General features: G+C 63.2%; 12 protein-coding genes. 6 read left to right on the top strand and 6 right to left on the bottom strand.

Features of this window, described 5'->3' with window-relative positions:
• Positions 1 to 153: 153 nt before the first annotated feature.
• The 4 genes from leuA to ACNFG0_RS19995 all read right to left on the bottom strand — a co-directional run bounded on the left by leuA (position 154) and on the right by ACNFG0_RS19995 (position 5,454).
• Complete coding sequence (leuA, locus tag ACNFG0_RS20010) at positions 154 to 1,827, bottom strand: 2-isopropylmalate synthase (RefSeq protein ID WP_196144515.1); 1,674 nt, start codon at positions 1,825 to 1,827, stop codon at positions 154 to 156.
• Between the two features lie 490 nt (positions 1,828 to 2,317).
• Positions 2,318 to 3,145: a peptidoglycan DD-metalloendopeptidase family protein gene (locus tag ACNFG0_RS20005; RefSeq protein ID WP_416766113.1), complete on the bottom strand. Its 828-nt coding sequence runs from the start codon at positions 3,143 to 3,145 to the stop codon at positions 2,318 to 2,320.
• 3 nt (positions 3,146 to 3,148) lie between these two features.
• Positions 3,149 to 4,528: an exodeoxyribonuclease VII large subunit gene (gene xseA / locus ACNFG0_RS20000; RefSeq protein WP_196144517.1), complete on the bottom strand. Its 1,380-nt coding sequence runs from the start codon at positions 4,526 to 4,528 to the stop codon at positions 3,149 to 3,151.
• Between the two features lie 20 nt (positions 4,529 to 4,548).
• Positions 4,549 to 5,454 carry a LysR family transcriptional regulator gene (locus ACNFG0_RS19995; RefSeq protein ID WP_196144518.1) on the bottom strand — a complete coding sequence of 302 codons (906 nt, stop codon included), beginning with the start codon at positions 5,452 to 5,454 and terminating at the stop codon, positions 4,549 to 4,551.
• Between the two features lie 97 nt (positions 5,455 to 5,551).
• Here ACNFG0_RS19995 and ACNFG0_RS19990 point away from each other — a divergent pair, with 97 nt between their 5' ends.
• The 4 genes from ACNFG0_RS19990 to guaA all read left to right on the top strand — a co-directional run bounded on the left by ACNFG0_RS19990 (position 5,552) and on the right by guaA (position 10,123).
• Positions 5,552 to 6,307: a sulfite exporter TauE/SafE family protein gene (locus ACNFG0_RS19990; RefSeq protein ID WP_196144519.1), complete on the top strand. Its 756-nt coding sequence runs from the start codon at positions 5,552 to 5,554 to the stop codon at positions 6,305 to 6,307.
• Between the two features lie 46 nt (positions 6,308 to 6,353).
• Positions 6,354 to 6,911 carry a sugar ABC transporter ATPase gene (locus ACNFG0_RS19985; RefSeq protein ID WP_196144520.1) on the top strand — a complete coding sequence of 186 codons (558 nt, stop codon included), beginning with the start codon at positions 6,354 to 6,356 and terminating at the stop codon, positions 6,909 to 6,911.
• 86 nt (positions 6,912 to 6,997) lie between these two features.
• A complete protein-coding gene (gene guaB, locus ACNFG0_RS19980) occupies positions 6,998 to 8,467 on the top strand; it encodes an IMP dehydrogenase (RefSeq protein ID WP_416766111.1) in 1,470 nt (489 codons plus the stop codon).
• A gap of 78 nt (positions 8,468 to 8,545) precedes the next feature.
• On the top strand, positions 8,546 to 10,123 hold the full coding sequence (gene guaA, locus ACNFG0_RS19975; RefSeq protein WP_196144522.1) for a glutamine-hydrolyzing GMP synthase: 1,578 nt from the start codon (positions 8,546 to 8,548) through the stop codon (positions 10,121 to 10,123).
• Between the two features lie 115 nt (positions 10,124 to 10,238).
• Here guaA and ACNFG0_RS19970 read toward each other — a convergent pair whose 3' ends face one another.
• Positions 10,239 to 12,962, bottom strand: coding sequence for a dermonecrotic toxin domain-containing protein (locus ACNFG0_RS19970; protein ID WP_416766109.1), 2,724 nt, complete (start codon positions 12,960 to 12,962; stop codon positions 10,239 to 10,241).
• 117 nt (positions 12,963 to 13,079) lie between these two features.
• Between ACNFG0_RS19970 and ACNFG0_RS19965 the strand changes: the two genes are divergently transcribed.
• Together ACNFG0_RS19965 and tadA are read left to right on the top strand one after the other, a co-directional pair.
• On the top strand, positions 13,080 to 14,462 hold the full coding sequence (locus ACNFG0_RS19965) for a multicopper oxidase family protein (protein ID WP_416766108.1): 1,383 nt from the start codon (positions 13,080 to 13,082) through the stop codon (positions 14,460 to 14,462).
• Positions 14,462 to 14,941, top strand: coding sequence for a tRNA adenosine(34) deaminase TadA (gene tadA, locus ACNFG0_RS19960; RefSeq protein ID WP_416766106.1), 480 nt, complete (start codon positions 14,462 to 14,464; stop codon positions 14,939 to 14,941). The genes ACNFG0_RS19965 and tadA overlap by 1 nt, the downstream gene beginning before the upstream one ends.
• 294 nt (positions 14,942 to 15,235) lie before the next feature.
• Here tadA and mltF read toward each other — a convergent pair whose 3' ends face one another.
• The gene (gene mltF, locus ACNFG0_RS19955) at positions 15,236 to 16,693 is read right to left on the bottom strand and encodes a membrane-bound lytic murein transglycosylase MltF (RefSeq protein ID WP_196144602.1); all 1,458 of its coding nucleotides are present in this window, start codon (positions 16,691 to 16,693) and stop codon (positions 15,236 to 15,238) included.
• Positions 16,694 to 16,703 lie beyond the last annotated feature (10 nt).

The raw sequence follows: 16,703 nt of genomic DNA, 5'->3' as shown, positions 1-16,703 counted from the left end.
TCCCCTTGCCGGGTGTGTAGAGGACTTTCACCTCCAAGTCACCTGCTCGGCCACCACAGCCAAGCGGGTTGCGCTAACGCGCAACGCGCCATGCCTGGCGCACATAAAAAAGCCCGCATCGAAGGATGCGGGCCTTGATCACTGCCTGACGGTTTACGCCGCCTTGGCAGCCTGCTGGCTCAGCGAGCGGTTCAGGGCGCTGAACAGTGCCTTGAAGCTGGCGGTGGTGATGTTCTCGTCGATACCCACGCCATGCACCGGGCGGCCGCCGGCCACGCGCAGTTCGATGTAGGCCGCAGCCTTGGCGTTGGTACCGGCGCCGATGGCGTGCTCGTTGTAGTCCATGATTTCGACCGAAATCGGCAGGCCGGCGACCAGTGCCTCCAGCGCGCCGTTGCCTTTGCCGCGCCAGTGCAGGGTGGTTTCGCCTTCGCCGGCGACTTCCACTTCCACGGCGCTGTGGCCGTTTTCTTCCTGCAGGCGATGGCTGACCAATGCATACGGTGTATTGGCCTGGAGGTATTCCTTGTGCAGCAGGCTGTAGATCTGCTGGGCGGTCATTTCCAGGCCCAGGCGGTCGGTCTCGCCCTGTACCACCTGGCTGAACTCGATCTGCATGCGGCGCGGCAGGCTGATGCCGTATTCCTGCTCGAGCAGGTAGGTGATGCCGCCCTTGCCCGACTGGCTGTTGACGCGGATCACCGCCTCGTAGCTGCGGCCAATGTCGGCCGGGTCGATCGGCAGGTACGGTACTTCCCAGAGTTCGCCGTCCTTCTGCTTGGCGAAGCCCTTGCGGATGGCATCCTGGTGCGAGCCGGAGAACGCGGTATGGACCAAGTCGCCGACGTACGGATGGCGTGGGTGCACCGGCAGTTGGTTGCATTCCTCGACGACCTTGCGCACGCCATCGATGTCGGAGAAGTCCAGCTGTGGGTCGATGCCCTGGGTATAAAGGTTCAGCGCCAAGGTCACCAGGTCGACGTTGCCGGTGCGCTCGCCGTTGCCGAACAGGCAGCCTTCGGCGCGGTCGGCGCCGGCCATCAGGCCCAGTTCAGTGGCGGCGATGCCGGTACCACGGTCGTTGTGGGTATGCAGGCTGATGATCACGCTGTCACGGCGGTTGACGTTGCGGCAGAACCACTCGATCTGGTCGGCGTACACGTTCGGCGTCGATACTTCGACGGTGGCTGGCAGGTTGAGGATGATCTTGTGCTCAGGCGTCGGGTTCCATACCTCGATCACGGCGTCGCAGACTTCCTTGGCGAACTCCATTTCGGTGGCGCTGAAGGTTTCCGGCGAGTACTGGAAGGTCCACTGGGTGTCTGGCTGCTGGGCTGCGTACTTGACGAACAGCTTGGCTGCGTTGACTGCGATGTCCTTCACGCCTTGCTTGTCCTGGTTGAAGACGATGCGGCGGAACGACGGGCAGGTGGCGTTGTACAGGTGCACGATGGCCTTCTTGGCGCCGCGCAGGGACTCGAAGGTGCGGGCGATGAGGTCTTCGCGGGCCTGGGTGAGCACCTGGATGGTGGTGTCGTCCGGGATGTGGCCGTCTTCGATCAGGGTGCGCACGAAGTCGAAGTCGGTTTGCGAGGCGGAAGGGAACGCGGCCTCGATTTCCTTCACGCCCACCTGCACCAGGGTCTTCCAGAAACGCAGCTTCTTCTCCGAGTCCATCGGCTCGATCAGCGACTGGTTACCGTCACGCAGGTCGGAGCTGCACCAGATCGGCGCCTGGGTGATGGTCTTCGACGGCCAGGTGCGGTCAGGCAGGTCGATGGTCGGGAACGCGCGGTATTTCTTCGAAGGGTCTTTGAGCATGGTCATGGAAGCAATCCTTTAGTGTGCGGCCGTGATCGGGCCTGCCGAACGTAACGAGATGAAAAGGCGAGGCGACGCGATTCACCCTGGTAGTCGTGCACTGACCAGGCAGAGGCTGCGGTGTTGGCGAAGCAGAATGAGGGTGTTGGAGGTTTTCATGCCTCAACCCTAACCAGTGGGGTGAGAGATGGCAAGCCTCTGTGAAAAATTGATATAAATGCTCAAAAACCCCAGGTTTTCGAGATTTTATCGCTCATTGCTTTGGAAAAGGCAGCGTCGCTTGCGCGGTCTTTACAGGGGGCGCAAATGCCGTCGGGTAGGCTGGCCCGATCGCGGGACAAGCCCGCTCCTACAGGGGGGCGGCGCTAGCCGCTTGTTCTCTGCGCGACAGCGCAGCCCGAAAGGCTGGGTAATCTCCCACAGGTTCACTGCGCGACTCGAGTCAACATGAAACCTGTGGGAACGGGCTTGCCCCGTGAAGGGCGTACCGCAGTGTTCAGGGCTGGAAGGCGCCAATGAAGATCGCCGGGTCGACCCGTGCATCGTTGAGGCTGACGTTCCAATGCATGTGCGGCCCGGTCGCCCGCCCAGTTGCTCCCACGCGGCCGACCACCTCGCCGCGGCGCAGTGCCTGGCCCGGTTTCACGTCGATCTTCGACATGTGGCAGAACATGCTGATGAACCCCTGGCCGTGGTCGACGAACACGGTGCGGCCATTGAAGAAGTAGTCGCCCACCAGGATCACCTTGCCATTGGCCGGGGTCTTGATCGGCGTGCCGGCGGGTACGGCGAAGTCCAGGCCGGCGTGGGGGTTGCGTTCCTCGCCGTTGAAGAAGCGGCGCACGCCGAACTTGCTCGACAAGGGGCCGGTGACCGGCTTGTCGAGGATCAGGTTGCTCGGCAGCGTAGGGCTGAAGCTGCGGTAGGCCTTGATCTGCTCGGCAAGCTCGCGGTCGATGCGCTTGAGGTCGGCGGGGTTGGGGTTGACCTGGCGCTTGTTCTTCAGGGTGATGTGCTGCTCGGGGTATTTCTTGCTGGCGACGGTGAAGGGCAGCGTGCGAGCGCCCTGGGTAATCACGGCCGTGCCGGGTTTCTGGGTCAGCGGGATGCCGACGATGGCCAGCCAGTTGCCCTGCTCCTGGACCACCAGCACCGGCTTGCCGTCGAAACGTGCGCCGGGCGCAGTGGCGGCGGGGCCGAGGTTGACCACTGCCACGCCGCCGGGCACCGGCTTGTTCAGCTGGCGGGTGATGTAGCTGGCCTGGGCATGGGTGCCGAGCAACAGCAGGGAAAGGGCGAGCAAAGGCGCGAGCAGGCGGGGCATGTGTCAGTCCAGTAGCGAAAGGGTGACCGGGGTCTGGTGGTTGTCCTCGACCCGCACTTTGAGCTCGCCTTCGTTCAGGCGTGCGGTCAGGCGCTGGCCGTTGTGGGTCTGGGCGGCGCTGCGGATGGCCTGGCCGTGCTCGTCGAGCAGGATGCTGTAGCCACGCGCCAGGGTGGCCAAAGGGCTGACCACCTGCAAGGTCTGCAGCTGTGCCTGGAAGCGCTGGCGGCGGTCCTTGAGCACGTCGCGCATCGCCCGCGGCAAGCGTTCGGCGAGGGTGTCCAGGCGTTGGCCGAGCAGCTTGAGCGCCCGGCCCGGGTGTTGGGCGGCCAGGCGCGTGTCGAGACGGCCCAGGCGTTCGTGGCGCTGGTTCATGGTGAGCATGAAGGCGCGGCGTAGGCGCATGTCCAAGTCATCCAGACGCTGGGCCTGCTGGCGCAGGCGCTCGCCGGGGTGGCGCAGGCGCCGGGCCAGGCCTTCCAGGCGCAGGTGATCATGGGCCAGGCGGTTCTTCATGCGCAGCAGCAGGCGGCGCTGCAGGCTGTCGAGGCGTTGCTGCAGGCCACTGCTGTCCGGCGCCAGCAGCTCGGCGGCGGCGGAGGGCGTCGGTGCGCGCACGTCGGCGACGAAATCGCTGATCGACACGTCGGTCTCATGGCCCACCGCGCTGACGATGGGCGTCACGCAGGCGGCCACGGCACGGGCCACATCCTCTTCGTTGAAACACCACAGGTCTTCCAGCGAACCGCCGCCGCGGGCCAGGATCAGGGCGTCGTAGCCTTGGCTGTCGGCCAGGCGCAGGGCGCGGACGATCTGGCCGATGGCCTCGCGCCCTTGCACGGCGGTGGGGATCAGGTTCAGTTCAACCTGTGGCGCGCGGCGGCGGAACACGCTGATGATGTCGCGGATCACCGCGCCCGTGGGCGAGGTGACGATGCCGATGCGTTGCGGGTGGGCCGGCAGCGGTTTCTTGCGTTCGGCACTGAACAGGCCCTCGGCACCGAGCTTTTCCTTCAGTGCCTCGAAGGCCAGGCGCAAGGCGCCATCGCCTGCTGGTTCGACGGTGTCGAGGATCAGCTGGTAGTCGCCACGCCCCTCGAACAGCGAGACCTTGCCGCGCACGCGCACGGCCAGGCCATCGCGCAGGGCCTGGCGCACACGCGCGGCGTTCTGCCGGAACAGTGCGCAGCGCACCTGGGCGCCGCTGTCCTTGAGGGTGAAATACATGTGCCCGGAGGCCGGGCGGGCGAGGTTGGAAATCTCGCCTTCCACCCAGACGCTGCGGAACACGTCCTCCAGCAGCACGCGGGCGCGGCCGTTGAGCTGGCTGACGGTGAGGACCTCGCGGTCCAGCCCGAGTCGTTCGAAGGGGTCTCTGATCATGGCGGGCATGATAAAGGACATCACACCTGGTTGTCTGTGCTGGCGCTCGAGCCTTGCATCGCCGAGACGAACTGGCGCACCAGGTCCCCGGCCTCTCGTCGACACGCCAGGGCTACGGTGCTCTGGCAAGGCTCATCCAGCGGTACGAAGTGCACCGAGGCCGGCGCAATGTCGCGCATGCACGCCGGCAACAGCGCCACTCCGAAACCGGCCTGGATCAGTTGCAGTTGGGTGGTCTTGCGAGAAACGACCTGCGCGGCCCGGGGAAAGAACCCCGCCTTCATGCACAACGAAGCGGATAGATAGCTCAACCCCCCTCGCTGCCGATGGGGGATGGAGATAAAGCGCTCCTCATGCAATCGCTCCAGGTCCACCTGCGTGGCGTTTGCCAGTGGATGACTTGCCGCCACGGCTAGCAGCAACGGCTCGCTGAACAAGATATGGGTTTCCACGTCCTGATGTTGGCGCAATACGGGCAGGCGAAGCAGGCCGATTTCCAGACGTCCTTCGGCGATATCTTCCAACTGCGCTTCCGACGATTGCTGAGCGATCTCCAGGGAAACGCCGGGGTTGGCCTCCAGATAGCCGCCCAGGCGCTCGAGCAGCCGTCCGGTCAACGGAACGGTGCTGGAGTGATTCAGGCGCAAGCTGCCGCGCAAGCCCTGGCCAATCTCCCGGGCCAGGCGTTCGGCCTTGTCCAGGTCAGCCAGCAGGTGTCGGGCGCGGTCGAGAAACGCCAGTCCGGCCGCGGTCAGGCGTGGCTGGCGGGCAGTACGCTCGAACAGCGGCGTGCCAAGTTGCTGTTCCAGCTCCTTGATCTGCCGGCTCAAGGCCGATTGGGCAATGTACAGCCGCTCGGCAGCTGCGCTGAAGCTGCCGTTCTCGGCAATTTCCACGAAATAGCGCAATTGGCGAATGGAAGTCATGGCATGCCTTTTCGAGATGGCTGAGGGCGCAAAGGCATATTAGTCGGCATGGCTCATGCCTGGCTAACCTATCTGCGTCTTGTCAGGGATCACGCCCATGCTCGCCCAACTGCCGTTTTCCGGTCTTGATTGGTTGCCCATCCTGCTAGGGGTCGGCATTGCCTACATCGTCTTTGGCATTGCTGGCTTCGGCACGGCCTTGGTGGCAGGGCCGATACTGATTCATTTCATGCCGTTGTCGCGGATCATCCCGCTGCTGGTGCTGTTGGACTTCGTGGCAGCCTTCGGTAATTGGCTACCCTCGCGCAGGGCGGTGGCGCGCAGCGAGCTGTTGAGGCTGCTGCCGTGCATGGCGGTGGGCTGCACCCTGGGGGTGGTCTTCCTACTGCATTTGAAGTCAGACCTTCTGTTGTTGCTGATGGGACTGTTCGTGACGGGGTATGCCGTGTATGGCCTTGCGATAAAGGTGCGGCCCGCGCGGTTGGCAGGCGCCTGGGCCGTGCCGATGGGCGCGGCGGGCGGGTTGTTCGGCGCTTTGTTCGGCAGCGGGGGTTTTCTTTATGCGATCTATCTCAATGCCCGGCTGGACTCCACGGAGCAGGCGCGTGCGACCCAGAGTGCGCTGATCAGCTGTAGCACGGTGGTGCGCCTGTCGCTGTTTCTCATCGCCGGAGCGTATGCCGATGCCCACCTGTTATGGCTCGCGGCATGCTTGCTACCGGTGATGGTCGTCGGGCTCTGGTTAGGTCGGCACCTGAGCCAGAAGCTGTCCCGTGAGGCCTTCGTGCGCTTGGTCACCTGGTTGGTGCTGGCCAGCGGGCTGGCGCTGATCGGTCGCTACCTCGGTGGTTGAGCGGTAGAATCTCATCACTACCGCAGTCCGCAGGTCCGTTTCGTTCATGAACACCCAGAGCATCATCGTCCCCAAACTGTCCACCGTGCCGGTGCACGAAGCCCGCGCCCGGGCGATCCTGCGTTGGCTGGTGCGCGAGAAGATCGTCGAGGAGCAGCTCAGCACCTGTGGGCGCACTGGCAATCGCATGGGCCATGCCCTGGCCGAAGGTGCCCGCAAGGTGGCGCTGCACCCCGAGAAGCTCCCCTTCGGCGAACAGGTCAACGGCCTGGAGGTGATGCTCAAGCGCTGCATCTATACGCCCACCGAAGGCTTTCTCGAAGAGGCCGGCTGCCCTGAATGCCGGCGTGAGGTCGGCGAGCCGCTGTTCGAAAGCCTGGAGGAATGGATGCCCGGGGTGACGGACAACTTCACCTGCCCCCTGTGCGGTTTCGAGGACGACATCAACGGCTTTCTGTTCCTGCAGCCGTGTGCCTTTTCCAACCTGGGCTTCATCTTCAACAACTGGGGCGAGGCCGGGTTCACCCAGGCCTTTCTCGACAGCTTCGCCGACTGGCTGGACCAGCCGGTGGCAGTGGTGCAGGTAAAACTGCCGCAAGGCTGACCGAAGGCCCTTATTTTGCATTGAGCGGCGCGCCGTGGATGAGTATAATGGCGCGCTTCCATTTTTCCCGCCCGGGAGCCCCCGCGATGCTGCGTATCAGCCAAGAAGCCCTGACCTTCGACGATATCCTCCTTGTACCTGGCTATTCCGAGGTACTGCCCAATGAAGTCAGTCTCAAGACCCGTTTGACCCGCGGCATCGAGCTGAACATTCCGCTGGTCTCCGCCGCCATGGATACCGTGACCGAAGCGCGCCTGGCCATCGCCATGGCCCAGGAAGGCGGCATCGGCATCATCCACAAGAACATGGCCATCGAGCAGCAGGCTGCCGAAGTCCGCAAGGTCAAGAAGTTCGAGGCCGGCGTGGTCAAGGACCCGATCACCATCGACGCCGACGCCACCGTGCGCGACCTGTTCGACCTGACCCGCCTGAACAACATCTCGGGTGTTCCGGTGCTGGAGAACGGCGACCTGGTCGGTATCGTCACCTCCCGTGACGTGCGTTTCGAAAGCCGCCTGGACGCCAAGGTGCGCGAGGTGATGACGCCCAAGGAGCGCCTGGTCACTGTGCGTGAAGGCGCCGACAAGAACGAAGTCCGCGAGCTGCTGCACAAGCACCGCCTGGAAAAAGTCCTGATCGTCGACGACAAGTTCAACCTCAAGGGCATGATGACCGTCAAGGACATCGAAAAAGCCAAGGCCTACCCGCTGGCCAGCAAGGACGACCAGGGTCGCCTGCGCGTCGGCGCCGCGGTCGGCACCGGCAAGGACACCGGCGAGCGTGTTGCCGCCCTGGTTGCCGCCGGCGTCGACGTGGTGGTGGTCGACACCGCCCACGGCCACTCCAAGGGTGTGATCGACCGCGTTCGCTGGGTCAAGCAAACCTACCCGCAGGTGCAGGTGATCGGCGGCAACATCGCCACCGGTGCCGCTGCCAAGGCCCTGGCCGAAGCCGGTGCCGACGCGGTCAAGGTTGGCATCGGCCCAGGCTCGATCTGCACCACCCGCATCGTCGCCGGTGTCGGCGTGCCGCAGATCAGCGCCATCGCCAATGTCGCCGCCGCGCTGGAAGGCACAGGCGTGCCGCTGATCGCAGACGGTGGCATCCGCTTCTCCGGTGACCTGTCCAAGGCCATCGTCGCGGGCGCCTCGTGCGTCATGATGGGTTCGATGTTCGCCGGTACCGAAGAGGCCCCGGGCGAGGTCGAGCTGTTCCAGGGCCGTTCCTACAAGGCCTATCGCGGCATGGGCTCGCTGGGCGCCATGGCGCAGGCCCAGGGTTCCTCGGACCGCTACTTCCAGGACTCCTCGGCCGGTGCCGAGAAGCTGGTTCCGGAAGGCATCGAAGGCCGTGTGCCCTACAAAGGTGCCTTGGCGGCGATCATCCACCAGCTGATGGGCGGCCTGCGGTCTTCCATGGGCTACACCGGCAGCGCGACCATCGACGAGATGCGCACCAAGCCGGAGTTCGTGCGCATCACCGGTGCCGGTATGGCCGAGTCCCACGTGCATGACGTACAGATCACCAAGGAAGCGCCAAACTACCGCGTAGGTTGAGGCTTCCAGCAACACCTGTTAGCGGGGCTGTCATGACAGCCCCGCGTCGTTTCCGATTTCCACTGACGAGATTGAGTCATGGCCCTCGACATTCACGCTCACCGCATCCTGATCCTCGATTTCGGTTCCCAGTACACCCAGCTGATCGCCCGCCGCGTGCGCGAGATCGGTGTCTACTGCGAACTGCACCCGTTCGACATGGACGATGAAGCGATCCGTGCCTTCAACCCGCGCGGCATCATCCTTGCCGGCGGCCCGGAGTCCGTTCACGAAGCCAACAGCCCGCGCGCGCCGCAGGCCGTCTTCGACCTGAACGTCCCGCTGCTGGGCATTTGCTATGGCATGCAGACCATGGCCGAGCAGATGGGCGGCAAGGTCGAAGGTTCCGACCTGCGCGAATTCGGCTACGCCCGAGTCGACGTGGTCGGCAAGAGCCGCCTGCTCGATGGCATCGAAGACCATGTCGACGATGACGGCGTGCTCGGCCTGGACGTGTGGATGAGCCACGGTGACAAGGTCACCCAGATGCCGGGCGACTTCAACATCCTGGCCAGCACCCCGAGCTGCCCGATCGCCGGCATGTTCGACGACGCCCGTGGCTACTACGGCGTGCAGTTCCACCCGGAAGTGACTCACACCAAGCAGGGCGGTCGCATCCTGTCCCGCTTCGTGCAGGATATCTGCGGCTGCGAAGCCCTGTGGACACCGTCCAACATCGTCGAGGACGCCATCGCCCAGGTTCGCGAGCAGGTCGGTTCGGCCAACGTGCTGCTGGGTCTGTCCGGTGGCGTCGACTCTTCCGTGGTTGCCGCGTTGCTGCACCGCGCCATCGGCGACCAGCTGACCTGCGTCTTCGTCGACAACGGCCTGCTGCGTCTGCACGAGGGTGACCAGGTGATGGCCATGTTCAAGGAGAACATGGGCGTCAAGGTGATCCGCGCTGACGCTGAAAAGCAATTCCTCGATAACCTGGCCGGCGAAGCCGACCCGGAGAAGAAGCGCAAGATCATCGGCCGTACCTTCATCGACGTGTTCGATGCCGAGGCCAGCAAGCTGGAGAACATCCAGTTCCTCGCCCAGGGCACCATCTACCCGGACGTGATCGAGTCGGCTGGCGCCAAGAGCGGCAAGGCGCACGTGATCAAGTCGCACCACAACGTCGGTGGCCTGCCGGAGGAAATGAACCTCAAGCTGGTCGAGCCGCTGCGCGAGCTGTTCAAGGACGAAGTCCGCAAGATCGGCCTGGAGCTGGGCCTGCCGTACGACATGGTCTACCGCCACCCGTTCCCGGGCCCGGGCCTGGGCGTGCGTATCCTCGGTGAAGTGAAGAAGGAATATGCCGACCTGCTGCGTCGCGCCGACCACATCTTCATCGAAGAACTGCGCAAGGCCGACTGGTACCACAAGACCAGCCAGGCGTTCGTGGTGTTCCAGCCGGTGAAATCCGTCGGCGTCGTCGGCGATGGCCGTCGCTACGCCTGGGTCGTGGCCCTGCGCGCCGTCGAGACCGTGGACTTCATGACCGCTCGCTGGGCACACCTGCCATACGAGCTGCTGGAGACCGTCAGCGGCCGTATCATCAACGAAATCGACGGTATCTCGCGCGTCACCTACGACGTGTCGAGCAAGCCGCCTGCCACTATCGAGTGGGAATGAGTTGAGCCACAAGGGCGCCGTATGGCGCCCTTGTCGTTTTCCGAGGCGTAGGGAGTGCATCCGAGCCTGCTTTCAATACGGCTTGATCGTCGCGCCGGCACGTTTCGTACAAAGCCTACATCCAGGGGTGTGGAAGAGGCGTTTCCAGAAGTAGGTCGCACCTGACGGAGTGCCTATCACCCTCAAACGAGTCTTCAAATCCTGTATCCGGCCCGATGGTGCGAGGCTGGTCAAGATCGACATCCTGCACGCGCAGCCCAATGGTCCCTTCGAGTTCGCTCAGGCCTGGCACGCCGTCGAAGGTATTGACGTGAGTGTTTCCCACCAGGGCCAGCCACTTTGCGGGCCCGCGTCGTGCCTGGTCGGCCTCGATGATGACATGGGCAAAGTAATTCATCATGCGTTGGCGTGAGGCAGGAAAAGGCTCCTCTTCCCAGAACAGGCGGTAACTGGCCATGCAGTCGATGGCCTGGATCCTGATGTTTCGGCTGTATGCTTCATACAGCACTTTTTTCAAGGTGTAGGGCGTGGGCCCAAGCGAGGAGCGTGCGTCCCGCTCCTGTATGTAGGATTTCAACTCGTCTGGCAGCGCACCGGTTCGGTTGAATACATCCAGCTCCACCTGCTGAAAGTCGGTCATGAAATGCTCCAGGTACAGCACCTTGACGCCTTGGTTCTTCAAGTGCTGCATATTCACGATGAGGAACTGCTTGGCACTTTGTTCGATATGGGACTCGCCAACCACCAAGCCTTGGCAGTTCTCGTACAGGCTTCGAATGATTTCCGGAGAGCTGGCGGCGGGACGCATTCGAGGTATCAATGGGCGTGGCGGTTGCTCGAAGTGGGCATAGAACTGCGCTGCATCGGTGGCCAGTTGATCGCGCAGTTGCTGGTATGTGCTATAGGGCGGGCCGCTGTCAGGGTCCCGTAGCGCCCATTCCCCCTGGCCATCGAGTGCGGCGCGTTTGAGCGCCTGGCGTTGGGCTTCGGGCACTTCATAGCGCGTCGGCTCCAGCGGTGCCAGGGCGGGGCGTGGCCTGAGGCGTCCCCAGGCGCGCAGCAAGGGCCTTGGCAGGCCGCCACCCTTGAGTCCGAGGCGTGCGATGAACTGCCAATTGCCCTCGGCGTCCTGGAATATCGGAACGGTGCGCGTGAACGAGTAGGGCGCCTCGGGGTCGACAACGAGCCATGTGTTGATTTCTCCGGCATAGCGCACCTGATAGACCAGGTCGTTGACCATCACGTACTGCTTGCCGTTCAGTGAGTGCACCCCGTGGCTCGTCACGTCTGGCAGGATGACATTGCTCTGGAGCTTTTCAACCTGCGATGCAAATGCCTCGGGTTGGAAGGATTCGGGCACCCACTGCTGGATTTCACTGGGCGTGGCAGGCTCGGGCTCATAGGTGTGTATCTCAGGTTCTACCGGTGCTGGATACGCAGGCTCGGCATTGCCTCCCAGCTTGAATGAGGCCAGCAATGCAACGTTGAACAACGTATTGATCCCGGCCAGGATTGCCGCGGTAACGCCTGCCTTGCGTTCGACGGTGGTATGACCATTGATAGCCTGGTCGATGTCCAGCCCCGTCTCTGCCAGGCCTGCCCCCACCGCGGCCAAGGCCAATGGCCAATCCAGCGCGGCCAAGGGGCCGAATACGCGATTGAAGGCGCCCAGGTAACCGATCCACAGCTGCTTGCGCAGGTCGGCATTGGAATGCAGGCATGAGCGTACATCGCTGAGCATCCGCTGCTGGGCGCTGTCGCGCAGTTGGCTGAAGGCATCGGTGAGCAGGCTGTAGTCGAGGGTGTTGAGCCCTGATGGGTGGTGGGCGTCCCATTGGCTTCTCATCACATCGAGCAAGTGCTTCAGGCCCACGTTGGGCTCGTGCGGGGCCGCGCTGGAGAGCGGAAAATGGCTGAGAAAGCGCGCCCGGTCGCGGGGAGTGCGTGTGCTTGCCAACACCCAGGCGTAAAGCTCCCGCTCATTGGCGAAGAGCTTCAAGACCTCACCTTCGCCTGGCAAATAGAGCAATTGGTAGCCGTCGTCCATCACGACCCTGAGCACATCGCTGGCGATGTACCCCCCGATATCGAAAGTGCCTATCTTGAAACCCTTGGGGGGGATGACCTCTTGCTGGAGTTGTTCCAGGGAGGGAGGCCACGTAAATCTTCCAGCCAGTGCCTGAGCTACGCGCAGGGCGCGTTTGGCCAGAGGGCTGTCATTCCCGAGCGTTTGCACATGCAGGACCGCGCTGAGAAAGTGGGCTTTGGTCAATGTTCGGTAGGCATCGCGGTGCTCGCTCCAGAACGTATCCAGGCGCAGACGGAACTGGCTGCTGAAATCAACCTGCCAGAAATAGTCCAGCGCATCCTTGGCCAGCAGGCGAACCTCATTGCTTTCATCATAGGCCCCTTTGCCCGGCCCTTCGGAATAGAAGCCGGTATAGGTTTCAAGCTGGTCGTAGTTGTCCTGTTCGGCGGGATCGAATCGACGCATCACCAACTGCGGCAAGGTCAGTGACTGGTAGGGTGGGGCATGATGCTGCCAGCCGTTGAACGTGCGTGAGCTGCTCGAGGCGTTATGGAAACGATGGAAATACACCTGATCTGGCTCGAGCGTCCCAAGCTGATGCTTTTCCAGCAGGCCTTGCGCGGTTTTGCGAGCCATCTGGCGCATGTCGGGGCAGGCCTCGGCGAGCTCTGTGGCGAGTCGAGTCAGGTGTTCGTAGTCCTTCTGTTGTTGCTGTGTCAGGTGCATGGCGCGCTCGCGATGGAGGGAAGGGCGGACAAGGTAGTACGAGCGTGGGAGGCAATAGCGGTAGATAGTGCTGGCGCACCGCATAGTCATTGCCGATGGCAGACTTCACTTAATCTTTCGCAATTGCAGGTGTATCGTATTCGCCCTTCATTGCCAGCCCTGCTGGCAGACTGATTGCGCAAAAACGAGGTACCCGCACCGATGTCCTTTACCCGTCGACAAATGCTCAAGGGCCTGACCGGCCTGGTGGTGGTTGGCCTGGGCGCAGGAGGCGCCGCGCGCTACTGGCTGGGCAAGGTCGAGGACGAGAATGCGGGACACGATTATGAGCTGATCGCCGCGCCGCTGGATGTCGAGCTGGTACCAGGGTTCAAGACCGAGGCCTGGGCCTTCGGCCCGTCCGCGCCGGGGACCGAGCTGCGGGTGCGCCAGGGAACCTGGCTGCGGGTACGGTTCATCAACCACCTGCCGGTGGAAACCACTATCCATTGGCATGGCATCCGCCTGCCCCTGGAAATGGACGGCGTGCCCTACGTGTCGCAATTGCCGGTCAAGCCGGGAGAGTTCTTCGACTACAAATTCCGTGTGCCGGATGCCGGCAGCTACTGGTATCACCCGCATGTCAGCAGTTCCGAGGAACTGGGGCGCGGTCTGGTCGGCCCGCTGATCGTCGAGGAACGTGAGCCTACCGGGTTCGCGCATGAGCGCACCCTGAGCCTGAAGAACTGGCATGTGGACGAGCAGGGCGCCTGGTTGCCATTCAGCATTCCCCGGGAAGCTGCGCGCAACGGCACGGCCGGCCGTTTGATCACCATCAATGGCCAGGCCGGCTCGGTCACCGAATTGCCTGCTGGCCAGGTGGTGCGGGTGCGCCTGCTGAACCTGGACAACACCTGGACCTACCGCATCAACCTCAAGGGCAACTGCGAAGCCAGGATCTACGCGCTAGATGGTAACCCGGTCACCCCGCGGCCCCTGGACGAAGACTATTGGCTCGGCCCGGGCATGCGCATCTGCCTGGCTATCCGCATTCCACAGGCAGGCGAGGAAATCTCCCTGCGCGACGGCTTCGTGCGCCTGGGCACCCTGCGTTCGGTAGCCAGTAGCGAGGCACCCGGCGATTGGCCCGAGGCACTGCCGCCCAACCCCATCGCCGAGCCGGACCTGGAGAACGCCGAGAAACTCAACTTCAATTTCGAGTGGGCCGGCAAGGTTTCGGTGGGGACCGAGAGCGGTCGGCCGCCAAGCCTCTGGCAGATCAACGGCCAAGCCTGGGACATCACCGACAAGACCTGTGCGGACCGTCCGATCGCCACGCTGACCAAGGGCAAGAGCTACATTCTCGAACTGAAGAACATGACCCAGTATCAACACCCCATCCACCTGCATGGCATGAGCTTCAAGGTGATCGCCTCCAATCGACGCAAGATCGTCGAACCGTGGTTCACCGACACCTACCTGCTGGGCAAGAACGAACGGGCCCAGGTCGCGCTGGTGGCGGATAACCCCGGCACCTGGATGTTCCACTGCCACGTGATCGACCACATGGAAACCGGCCTGATGGCCGCGATCGCGGTGGTTTGATGCGCCCGCAGATCATCGACCGCAGCCGCGACCAGGAATTCATGCGCCTGGCCCTGGAGCTGGCTGCCCAGGGCGCGGCCATGGGCGAAGTACCGGTGGGGGCAGTGCTGGTGCAGCATGGCCAGGTGATCGGCCAGGGCTTCAATCGCCCGATCACCGACAGCGACCCCAGCGCTCATGCCGAAATGGTGGCTATCCGCGCTGCAGCCAAGGCTGCCAGCAACTACCGGCTGCCGGGCAGCACCCTCTACGTGACCCTGGAGCCGTGCAGCATGTGCGCGGGGTTGATCGTGCATTCGCGTATAGGCCGGGTGGTCTATGGTGCCTTGGAACCCAAGGCCGGCATCGTGCAGAGCCAGGGGCAGTTCTTTACCCAGAGCTTCCTGAACCATCGGGTGATATTCGAGGGCGGGGTGTTGGCTGAAGAATGCGGGCAGATTCTCAGCGATTTCTTCAAGGCTCGGCGGGCCAAGGGGTAGCCTGTTCTGGGCTCATCGCCGGCAAGCCGGCTCCCACCGGTACTTCGCCAACCACACCCTGTGGGAGCGGGCTTGTCCCGCGATCAAGGGCGAAACCCTTGCTTGGCGGCGGTGATAGCGGGCCCGGCCCAATCGCGGGGCAAGCCCGCTCCCACAGGTTCCGTGTACGCTTGTTGCCATGGGATCCCTGTAAAAGATCACCCGGCCGTTTGGGCTGCGCTGTCGCGCAAAGCACAAACGGCCAGTGCTGACCCTCTGTGGGAGCCGGCTTGCCGGCGATAGGGCCGCAAAGGTTCACATCGGTGGCGACTGTTCTGCCGGTTTGTCCTTGTTGACCCCCGGCACATGCAGGTTGCCCTCGGCTACCTGGCCTTCGAGCTGCGGCTGGGTCACCCAGGTGAGGATGTCGTAGTAGCGGCGGATGTTGGCCACGAAATGCACCGGCTCGCCGCCGCGGGCATAGCCGTAGCGGGTCTTGCGGTACCACTGTTTCTGCGACAGGCGCGGCAGCATTTTCTTCACGTCCAGCCACTTGTTCGGGTTCAGCCCTTCGCGCTTGGCCAGCATGCGGGCGTCCTCCAGGTGGCCACTGCCGACGTTGTAGGCGGCCAGGGCGAACCAGGTACGGTCCGGCTCCTTGATGCTGTCGTCGAGCTGGCTCTTGACCAGCACGAAGTACTTGGCGCCGCCCTGGATGCTCTGCTTAGGGTCCAGTCGGTTGGACACGCCCATGGCCTGGGCGGTGCGCTGGGTCAGCATCATCAGGCCGCGCACGCCGGTCTTGGAGGTGACTTCCGGCTGCCACATCGATTCCTGGTAGCCGATCGCCGCCAGCAGGCGCCAGTCCACCTGCTCGACCTTGCTGGAGGCGCGGAAGTGCTTTTCATATTTGGGCAGGCGTTGCTGCAGGTGCTGGGCGAAGGTATAGGCGCCAACGTAGCCGAGCACGTCGACATGCCCGTAGTAGCGCTCCTTCAGGCGTTGCAGGGTGCCGTTCTTCTGCGCCTTGTCGAGGAACTCGTTGACCTCGTTGAGCAGGCTGTTGTCCTCGCCGGGCGCCAGTGCCCAGCGCTGGTCACGGGAGTCGCCCAGGTCGAATGCCACGCGCACGTTGGGGAAGTAGACCTGGTTCATGGCCAGTTCGTTGGAGTCCACCAGGGTCAGGTCGATTTGCCCTTCATCGACCATGCGCAGGAGGTCGACGACCTCAACCGCGTCAGATTCTTCGTATTCGAGCGTAGGATTTTGCTTTTTCAGCTCGGCCAGCTGATCGGCATGGCTGCTGCCCTTGAGCACCATGATTTTTTTGCCGATGAGCCCCTTGACGTTGGTGGGGCGGGAACGGCCGTTACGGTAGATGACCTGCGGGGTGACTTCGAGGTAAGGATGGGAGAACTTCGCCTGGGCGGTGCGCTTCTCGCTGCTGACTAGGCCTGCGGCGGCCAGCACCGGGCCTGAGGGCTTGCCCAGTTGGTCGAACAGTTCGTCGAGGCTGTCGGCCGTTTCGATTTCCAGCTTTACGCCGAGATCGTCGGCGAAACGCTTGACAAGTTCGTACTCGAAGCCAGTTTCGCCGTTGCGGTCCTGGAAGTAGGTGGCCGGGCTGTTGCGGGTAATTACGCGCAACACGCCATCCTCCTTGACGCGTTCTAGGGTGCTGGGTTTTTCAACACAGGCACCGAGCATCAGGAAGAGTCCGGTTGCGAAGAGCCATCTGGCGCAGCGCTGGCGCAAAGCAGTGTGGGCGAACATAGGTTGCAGT

The organism is Pseudomonas sp. NY15372 (assembly GCF_048068215.1).
Lineage (GTDB): Bacteria > Pseudomonadota > Gammaproteobacteria > Pseudomonadales > Pseudomonadaceae > Aquipseudomonas > Aquipseudomonas guariconensis_A.
This window is presented reverse-complemented; position numbering and strand designations above follow the sequence as displayed.